7 protein-coding genes, 1 pseudogene and 2 other annotated features are annotated in these 8,853 nt (G+C 35.5%); of the genes and pseudogenes, 4 read left to right on the plus strand and 4 right to left on the minus strand.

Features of this window, described 5'->3' with window-relative positions; all coding sequences use genetic code 11:
• The first annotated feature begins 311 nt into the window (after positions 1–311).
• The 3 genes and pseudogenes from AMS59_RS00130 to AMS59_RS26090 form a co-directional block, all read left to right on the plus strand.
• Entirely contained in the window at positions 312–1,751 is a 1,440-nt protein-coding gene (locus AMS59_RS00130) for an MDR family MFS transporter (protein WP_053481753.1), read from the plus strand.
• A gap of 239 nt (positions 1,752–1,990) precedes the next feature.
• Positions 1,991–2,164, plus strand: a complete 174-nt coding sequence (locus AMS59_RS24685) for a hypothetical protein (protein ID WP_156304517.1) — start codon at positions 1,991–1,993, stop codon at positions 2,162–2,164.
• A gap of 336 nt (positions 2,165–2,500) precedes the next feature.
• Positions 2,501–2,629: pseudogene (locus AMS59_RS26090) on the plus strand (sensor histidine kinase); the annotation flags it as partial.
• 215 nt (positions 2,630–2,844) lie between these two features.
• On the opposite strand, the gene AMS59_RS00135 reads toward AMS59_RS26090, so the two are convergent.
• On the minus strand, positions 2,845–4,182 hold the full coding sequence (locus tag AMS59_RS00135; RefSeq protein WP_053481754.1) for a sodium-dependent transporter: 1,338 nt from the start codon (positions 4,180–4,182) through the stop codon (positions 2,845–2,847).
• A gap of 419 nt (positions 4,183–4,601) precedes the next feature.
• Positions 4,602–4,825: a binding site (T-box leader), on the minus strand.
• A gap of 162 nt (positions 4,826–4,987) precedes the next feature.
• The gene (locus AMS59_RS00140; protein WP_053481755.1) at positions 4,988–5,500 is read right to left on the minus strand and encodes a DUF6609 family protein; all 513 of its coding nucleotides are present in this window, start codon (positions 5,498–5,500) and stop codon (positions 4,988–4,990) included.
• A 231-nt stretch (positions 5,501–5,731) separates the two neighbouring features.
• Positions 5,732–5,972, plus strand: a binding site (T-box leader).
• A 227-nt stretch (positions 5,973–6,199) separates the two neighbouring features.
• Between AMS59_RS00140 and AMS59_RS00145 the strand changes: the two genes are divergently transcribed.
• Complete coding sequence (locus AMS59_RS00145) at positions 6,200–6,514, plus strand: hypothetical protein (protein WP_053481756.1); 315 nt, start codon at positions 6,200–6,202, stop codon at positions 6,512–6,514.
• A 65-nt stretch (positions 6,515–6,579) separates the two neighbouring features.
• On the opposite strand, the gene AMS59_RS26590 is transcribed toward AMS59_RS00145, so the two are convergent.
• A complete protein-coding gene (locus AMS59_RS26590) occupies positions 6,580–6,702 on the minus strand; it encodes a hypothetical protein (RefSeq protein ID WP_255349989.1) in 123 nt (40 codons plus the stop codon).
• 114 nt (positions 6,703–6,816) lie between these two features.
• Entirely contained in the window at positions 6,817–8,481 is a 1,665-nt protein-coding gene (locus tag AMS59_RS00150) for a methyl-accepting chemotaxis protein (RefSeq protein WP_234007646.1), read from the minus strand.
• Positions 8,482–8,853: the final 372 nt, after the last annotated feature.

Raw genomic sequence — 8,853 nt, forward strand, 5'->3', positions numbered from 1 at the left:
TCTAACTTTAATTGTTTTATTGATATCAGTTTCAATGGTGGAGATATTCGATTTTACCGTTATTGGTACGTGGACAACAAAAAATACATAGTTATGTATTGGATAATTTTGACTCATCACCAAAAGTTGTGGATGTCATTTGTTAAAACGTATGCCATGTATATAAGTTGATCTTCGTTCCGACTGGACGACCCCTTGGGGATTAGCGGCTCATCGGACGCCCCCAGGGAAGCGCTCAGCTGGAACGGAAATCAACCACACGTTTTGGTGAAGAGCAATAATTTTAACTAGATGAAAGCGAAGAGGAAAATATGAGAAAAAAAGTTATTTTATCATTAATGTTAATGACATTTCTTTCTGCTGTAGAAGGAACAATTATTAGTACAGCTATCCCTCGTATAACGAGTGATTTGTCAGGAGTCGAACTTGTTAGTTGGGTATATGCAATTTATATGCTTGCCACAGCTGTTTCGACTCCAATCTACGGGAAACTGGCTGATTTATTCGGTCGTAAAAAAGTTTTACTTATCGGAGCTACAATATTTTTAGTTGGCTCTGCACTTTGCGGTGTCGTTACATCGATGGAACAGCTTATCGTCTTTCGTGCCCTTCAAGGTCTAGGTGCTGGTGCTATTATGCCAATAACAATGACAATCATTGGTGACTTATATAGCGAAGTGAAAGATCGTGCAAAAGCACAGGGGTGGATTAGCGCTGTTTGGGGTATCTCTGGTGTTATCGGACCGTTAGTTGGCGGATTTTTAGTCGATTCCCTTTCTTGGCGTTATATCTTCTTCTTAAACGTTCCATTTGGAATTATCGCCTGCATAATGATTGTCATTTATTATAAAGAATCTATTAAGCCTGCTAAGCATCATATCGACTATCTTGGTGCAACAGTCTTCTCTTTAAGTGCAATCGCTCTACTATACGCGTTATTAACAGGAAGCAGTAAGCAAAACTGGGGTGACATGACGATTATTGGTCTCTTAATCTTTGCAGCTGTTTCATTCATTATTTTCTTATTCATTGAGAAAAAATCTCCGGAACCATTAATTCCGCTAGCACTTTTCTCTAACCGTACATTATCTACTATTAATATACTAACTCTTATTTCTGGTGCAATGATTATTAGTATTACAATGTATCTTCCGATTTGGAGCCAGGGTGTATTAGGAAAAAATGCGACAGACGCCGGACTCGTTTTAATGCCACTTCCTGTTATGTGGACAGTTGGCACTATTTTTTCAGGTAAATTAGTTGGTAGCTTAAATACGAAACAAATCATTCTACTTGGAGCTAGCGTTCTTTCGGTTGCTGCCTTTTCATTATTTACATTGTCGACAGATTCACCAGCATTCCTCATTTATGTTGCAGTTGGATTATTCGGTTTAGGAATGGGGCTTATTACACCTATCTACATGGTAACAATTCAAGCGGCCGTTCCAAATCAGACGCGCGGGACTGCAATTGGCTTAAACACATTTATCAATACGTTTAGTCAAACGTTAGGAGCTGCAGTTTTCGGGGCGATGTTCAACACGATGATTCATGCACGCGGTATTAAAAACCTTGATCTTGTAACTTCTGGTGAACATGAAGGAACGACAGCAAACGTAGTAACCGAATCGCAAGAAGCATTAGCTTCAAGTGTACATTTTATTTATATGGGTACTTTTATATTAGCACTAGTAACTTTAGTAATTGTTTGGTTCTTATTAAAGCCATCCACACAAACTAGTGAACAATAAAAAATAATTACTATAAAAATAAGCTGTGAAGAGATTTTTCTTTATGGCTTATTTTTATTTAAACATGATTATAGGTCTAGGTTTAAAATATCTGTTGATTTATAAAAAATAAGGCTCATCACTATAACTTGGGGTTTACTATATGAAAATTCAATAAATTTCCATTAAAGTATAGAAAAAAAGTGAAAACTCACGTATCGTAATTGTTGCTGAGACAAACCACGAGAGGAGTTTTCACTTTGTACTCTAAGTTTATCAAATTAATTCTACCGTTACCACCCTTTTTTGAAATCGCTCTGGAGGAGGAGCCAACATCCTTAAATCATGCTTTAGGAGAAATGAATTTCTTACTAGAAGCCTATCAACAAACAAAAGAAGAATCCTATTTAGACGTAGCCAGAAATATGAGATGAGGTGTTGAAAACATCGGAGAAAAATGGTTACGAGAGAATGGGGATGTGTGGTATCAAGTGAATGGTGATTTCACTTTTGAAGGAACAGATTATTCTCTCTTGACGTTGGAAGATTTACTGAAGTCTCAACAATCTTGGGAGGCAGTTGGAGAAAAACGAAGTGATATATTTGATCGACTCATTCGCTCCGAAAGCACATTATCTTGTGGAAAGCAAACAGGAAATTCTTCGGCCGGTAGGGAACGCTCTCATCAACCAAGGATTTGGGGATATCATAGAAGGATACAATAATATTCCTAAGTTCTAATAAGCCTCATATGTTGTTTAACAGGCGCTGGTCTTGGTCTTGGGCTTGCTATTGCAAATTGGATTATTGACAAACACCATGGCAAAGTAAAAGTACAAAGCAAAGTTGGAGTGGGAACATGCTGTGAAATCATTTTTCCAAAGAATCAAAAGCTATAAAACTTCCTGATAGACAAGCGTGTGAAGGCGAACACAGTTAGACAAGTTTCTAGCTTTTTAAAATCATGAACGGTATGAACGATCCATTACCCCAACAAAGTAAAACCAAAACTACTAAGGAGCAATAAGTATGCCCTTTTTAGTTTTGGTTTTTTGTCTATAAAAGAAAGAAAGGTTAGCATTTCGATTCCCATGGTTCTAGGGTATTTTGTATTTTAAATTACGCCAATTACATTTAAAAATACGATAATAATTGCAATGGGTGCTATATAGCGAAGTAAGAATAACCATAATACAAATAATTTATAGCCTTTATTTTTACTTACACCCAGTTCTTTCATTAATACATCTTTCTTCATTTTTAATGGTACGAAGATCGCTACTAATAATACACCGAGTGGCATAAGAATATTACTTACTGTAAAGTCTGCTAAATCAAAGATTGTTTTTCCAAACAATTTCACATCGCTTAATACGCCAAATGATAGCGCCGATGGAATCCCTACAACAAAGATTAGTAATCCGACCATCAATGCCATTTTTTCGCGTTTCCCTTTACCTTTTGTCGTTAAAGAGGCAACGCTAATTTCCAACATCGAAATTGCTGATGTTATAGTTGCAAAGAAAAATAGTAACAAGAAAATGATAAAGAAGAATTTTCCAAATGCCATTTTGCTGAAAATCGCTGGTAATACTATGAATAATAGACCTGGCCCTTGAGATGGTTCCATTCCAAATGCGAATACAACCGGGAAAATAGCAAGCCCTGCAAGCAATGTAATAACAAGTGTTAAACCGACGATAGAAAATGCGGAACGCGGTAAACTTTCTTCTTTCGGTAAGTATGAGCTATACGTTACCATTACTCCGACACCGACAGATAATGAGAAGAACGATTGTCCCATCGCATATAAAATAACTTCAGATGTTACATGTGAGAAATCAGGCTGTAAGAAGAAACGAACTCCTTCTCCAGCTCCGTCTAATGTAAGAGCACGAATTATTAAGACAAAGAATAAAACAAATAGTGCTGGCATGAAATATTTATTTACTTTTTCAACACCGTTTTGCACACCTTTACTTACGATAAAAATTGTAATAAGAATAAATAATAGTTGTGATCCAACAGCTAAAAATGGATTGGAAATGATTTCACCAAAAGTTGCTTCGTACGCGCCATTTCCTTCCCATAGTCTACCTGTAATTGCATTCCATAAATATAATAAAATCCAACCTCCTACAACACTGTAGAATGAAAGCAATATGAAACATGTTACAATCCCTAATTTACCGAGCCCCGACCATAGTGTCTTAGGAGCAATATCTCTATATGCTTCAACAACCTCTTTTTGTGTACTTCTTCCAATTACAAATTCCGCCAATAATAATGGTAAACCAATTAATAAAGTAAAACCGATGAAAATAAGGAAGAACGCACCGCCACCTCCAATACCGGCCATATACGGGAACTTCCAAATCGCACCAAGACCTATTGCTGAACCTGCTGCGGCTAAAATGAAACCTAATTTCGATGTCCATTGCTGTGATTTCATCTCTTTATCTCCTCTCTTTTTCTAGTTCTTTATTTATGACAATTCGGTCTTTATACTATTGTTTTATCGTGACTCCTTTCTCATACAACCACTTCCTTTTAACTTCTTTCAGCAGAAGGCATAATTGATATAAAAAACGCCCCTACGAAAACGTAGGGACGATAAAAATATCGCGGTACCACCCTAGTTATGAAGATACAACAAGAGTAAGACCTAAATAAAAAACGTCCCTACGCAAATACGTAGGGACGACAAAATATCGCGGTACCACCCTAGTTATGAAGATACAACAAGAGTAAGACCCGAATAAAAAACGTCCCTACGCAAATACGTAGGGACGATAAAATATCGCGGTACCACCCTAGTTATGAAAATACAACAAGAGTAAGACCTAAATAAAAAACGCCCCTACGTGCATACGTAGGGACGATATATATCGCGGTACCACCCTAGTTGTGAAAAAAATTCTTCACCACTTTATTTGATAACGGTATTCTCTACCGTCTTCCACTTCCTCACAACGTGTGATTTATGAAAGATGCTCCAGGTCGAAATTCATGATCATCTATATACTGATTCGCACCAACCATCAGCTCTCTGATATAGGGAGATTTTCACTACTTAATCCTATCATTGCCCAAATATTAATTTTCCGAATTGATAATATCATTTTTATCACACATTAAAAATAGAGTCAACTAAATTTTTGAATTTTTATACGGTTTTGTTTAACTTTATTTGTACTAGATGGTATAAATTCACTTATAAAAAATGAGGATCACTGCTGAGCAGAATCCTCATTTTTTTAAAAATTAATAGGGCTTAGCTTAATGAAAATACTACCAAATAAAATCTTTATTAGGCCATCTATTACAAAAAAGACGTCTAGACTTACGTTAGTAATGACTAATCCTATAAATGCATTGATTATTAAAGCGATTGATAGAAAAAGCATTAATTTCCCATGCACCGGAATAAAAGGTAAGAAATGAACACCGACAGCTAAAATAATTAATAGCCAGCAAGTTCTATAATCATCGGCAAAAAATTGAAAACTGACAAAAACTAAAATAGCTAATAAAAAAATTGAGAAATTTGACCACTTTTTTTGTTCCTGTGTTCCAGGACCGACTGCTAATTTCTCCCGGGTTTTAGGGCTTAATTGCCAAATCATACCTAGTACATAAACGATGGCAAAAGGCCAAATATTTGGATAGCCGTTATATTTTATTAAAAGTAAGAACATTGCTATGCCAGCAATGATTAGCCAAATCCCATTAATCTTTTGTCTAGGATATCTGTAGGTTTGTGTTTCCATATTCTATTCTCCATCCTCGAATAATAAATTTCTAGAATAATATATCAAACTGAATTATATTTTTTTGTCATAATTTGTCGAAGTGATAAATATACTAGCCGAAACGGAAGTCAGCCCCACGTTATGCTGATACGCTTGAAATTAATTTATTGACAATTCAAATAAAGGTACTATAATAATTATCAAGATTTGCATAACGAAAAATTGTTGATAACAATTTGGAGTATAAGAGTAAAAGTGTTGAAGAGAACTAGTAGTTTTAATGGAACTTACAGAAAGTGGCCGGGTGATGAGAGGCGCAAGGAAAGTTAAAATGAATTCATCTTGGAGCTGCGTACCGAACTTTAGTAGGCTACGACGGGTTTGCATCCGTAATCAATGCAGAGGTATCGCTTTTAGCCGTACCTATTGAGAAGAGTTATGTGAGTAGCTCTTAAATTAAGGTGGTAACACGTTCATACACGTCCTTTAGGTTGATTCCTAAAGGGCGTTTTTTTTATCTTCCTTCAGCAGAAGCGGGTGGTAAGATGAATGCGATGTGATTCTTTATATAGAGAAGCTCAGTCTAAGAACGTCACGTCCTGTGGCAATTTATCTGTAACGAAAGCGAAGCGACAGCTACAATTACGCCAAGGCAAAATTGATTTTTACTCTTATAGAACTTGCAATATTAATTCAATATTTAAGGAGTTGTATTGTATGTTTTTAAAACTGGAAGAACAATTAGAGATGATTCAAAAGGGTGTAGGTAAGATCGTTAATGAAGGAGAGGTTTTGCCTGATAACATTCCCACCATGTTAATAGAAATAGGAAAAGAATCTGTACTAGATATTATTCCATCATTAATTACTGAAGGATATATTAAAAGTAAAAGTGAATTTATGCGATTAATGAAACAAAATGGTGTTTCTTTAAATGGGGAAAAACTTGTAGAAGATAATACTGACATAATATTAATGAATGATGAGGTTTTACAAATTGGGAAGAAACAATTTATACGGTTTATAAAATAAGGGAGTTAAGTAGAATATATTAAAGTGCAAAAAATGATAGATGGTTATTGTATGTTTAGAGGACATTAAGAAAGCGTCAACCAAAATAAAACCCAATTATAAGTAATCACTTTATCACTAATAGCTTGGACATTAGGATTACAGTTTAGTTGTTCTTGCTCTTTTTTAGTGAATAATCTTTTCGTCATTTATTCCGCTCCGACATCTTTTTTCTCATTATAAACAAAAGTACCCTATAGGATAGACTTTTTTCTAAGTGTCTAACTTATAGGGACAGTTTAAATTGAATCAGCTTTTTTACATTAAATAGTGAATTTTTTCATTTCGTCTTTTAAAGCATCAGCAATAGTATCTAGGTCTTTAGATTTTTCAGAGATAGTCTCAATGCCTTTAAGCTGTTCATTTGCGGAAGCAGAAACTTGCTCTGTTCCTGCAGAAGTTTCTACGGCAGAAGCAGATATGTTTTGCACTGCACTAATGATTTGCTCCTTGCGCTCATTCATCTCATGAGATAAATGTTTCACCTCTTGTGCCACTTCACTCGTTTGATCTAGAGCTACCTTTATTGTATTAAAGATTTCGCTAGTATCCTCTGTAGCTTTTGCATTTTGTTCGACAATGCTAAGGCTCGTACTAATTTCCTGCACAGCGCTTTTAGAAATATCCTGAATTGCTGAGATTTTATTTTTAATATCTTCAGTGGCAATGGATGTCTGTTCTGATAATTTTCGAATTTCATCAGCAACAACCGCGAAACCTTTACCGGCTTCACCAACGCGAGCTGACTCAATGGAAGCGTTTAGAGCCAATAAATTAGTTTGAGTTGCGATGTCTGTAATGGTATTGACAATACTTGATATATCAGATGAAGTTTTATTTACTTCTTGAACGATGTTGCTTACCTGTTGAGAAGATTCTCGATTTTTCTCTGACCAAATAGAGAGTTGGTTGATGGTTTCTACACCTTGATTACTTAAATGATCAATATCCTCTGTCATAGAAGCAATTTTCTCTGTGTGCTCAATAACACGATCAATGTTTCCAGATAGTTGATTTAATTGTTCAGCACTTTTTTCTGTATCATGAGCTTGCTCTTCTGTAGCCTTTGCTATTTCATTAATGGCTGAGCTAATTTCATCAGTAGTACGTACCGTATCCTCTGCAATTTGAATAAGAATCTTTGAGGAATCTGATAGCTCGGAGCTAGTTTTATGTATATTGACGGTAACACTCTTTAATGCCGATTGCATACCAGAGATACCTTTTGCCATAAGACCAATTTCATCTTGATGATTTAATAGCTTCTCTAATTCTTGATTTTCGGTAAAGTCTAAGTTAGTAGTTTGATGAATGATATTTTCAAGATTTTTAATGGCAGTAACGATGCGACCAATAATCCACCACATTAAAGCACCTATAATGATAAAACTCACTATACCTGTAATAATCTGATAGCCTAGTACAGAGTCTGTAATAGATTGAATACCGCTTTCAGGCACTCCAATATCAATTACTCCATAAAGCTTGCCGTCTTTATATATAGGTTCCATGATGTCATATGTCCAAATACCTTGAACTTCAGCATACCATCTCGTATATTGCTTTTTTCCGTGTTTAGCACCATCGATTGTGTATGCATCCTCATATGTTTTTCCTAATTTCTTTTTATCACTATGCGCCACAGCTTTTACATTGGTATCAATGACAATAGCATAAGTCACATTCTCTTGTTGTGCTTTTGACTCCACAAAATTTTGTAAAGAAGGGATGGGATCACTTTCAGAATTTAGTATAGTTTCTGCTTGTTTTGCGATTTCATAGACCTGTTCATTAGCTTTCTCAATTAAAACTTCTTTACTATTTTTGCCAACAACCCATACACTTAATACGGAATTAATTACAGATGACATTAACAATAAACTTAATGTAAAAAACAATAATCGTCGCTTAATGCTTTTGTTTTTCAAATAGTTTCCTCCTTTGAGTTTTATTGGAACTTTAAGCCTATGAAAAACTCAAATTTTAAGTATAGTATTATGTACTGAAGCAGGAATGTCAATAATGAATTGAGAGTCTTATTGCTTAAGAAGTGACAGAGTGGAGTATAAAAGTCCTTTTGTTTTTCGATAACCTTATGGAGGTTAGAAAAGATCGGAAATACCTATTTTTGGAGTGTAAACAGTGTTAGTTGTTTTAAATAGCCTCTCATTTAAAATTTATCAGGTGTGTTGATTAACCATTTTTATACATCCAAAGAGGCTAATTTCCGCTACGGGCTACTCGCTTTCCTGCGGGCGAGCGTCGAGCCGCTTCCTCCGCTTCGCTCCGTGCAGGGTCTC

The sequence above is a fragment of the Lysinibacillus sp. FJAT-14745 genome (assembly GCF_001275675.1).
Taxonomy (GTDB): Bacteria; Bacillota; Bacilli; order Bacillales_A; family Planococcaceae; genus Lysinibacillus.

Bases quoted from the DNA above. Each gene is read 5' to 3' on its own strand.
- AMS59_RS00145 (WP_053481756.1), top strand. From the start codon at position 6,200: ATGTTTTTAAAACTGGAAGAACAATTAGAGATGATTCAAAAGGGTGTA.
- AMS59_RS00130 (WP_053481753.1), top strand. From the start codon at position 312: ATGAGAAAAAAAGTTATTTTATCATTAATGTTAATGACATTTCTTTCT.
- AMS59_RS00135 (WP_053481754.1), bottom strand. From the start codon at position 4,182: ATGAAATCACAGCAATGGACATCGAAATTAGGTTTCATTTTAGCCGCA.
- AMS59_RS26590 (WP_255349989.1), bottom strand. From the start codon at position 6,702: ATGACGAAAAGATTATTCACTAAAAAAGAGCAAGAACAACTAAACTGT.
- AMS59_RS00140 (WP_053481755.1), bottom strand. From the start codon at position 5,500: ATGGAAACACAAACCTACAGATATCCTAGACAAAAGATTAATGGGATT.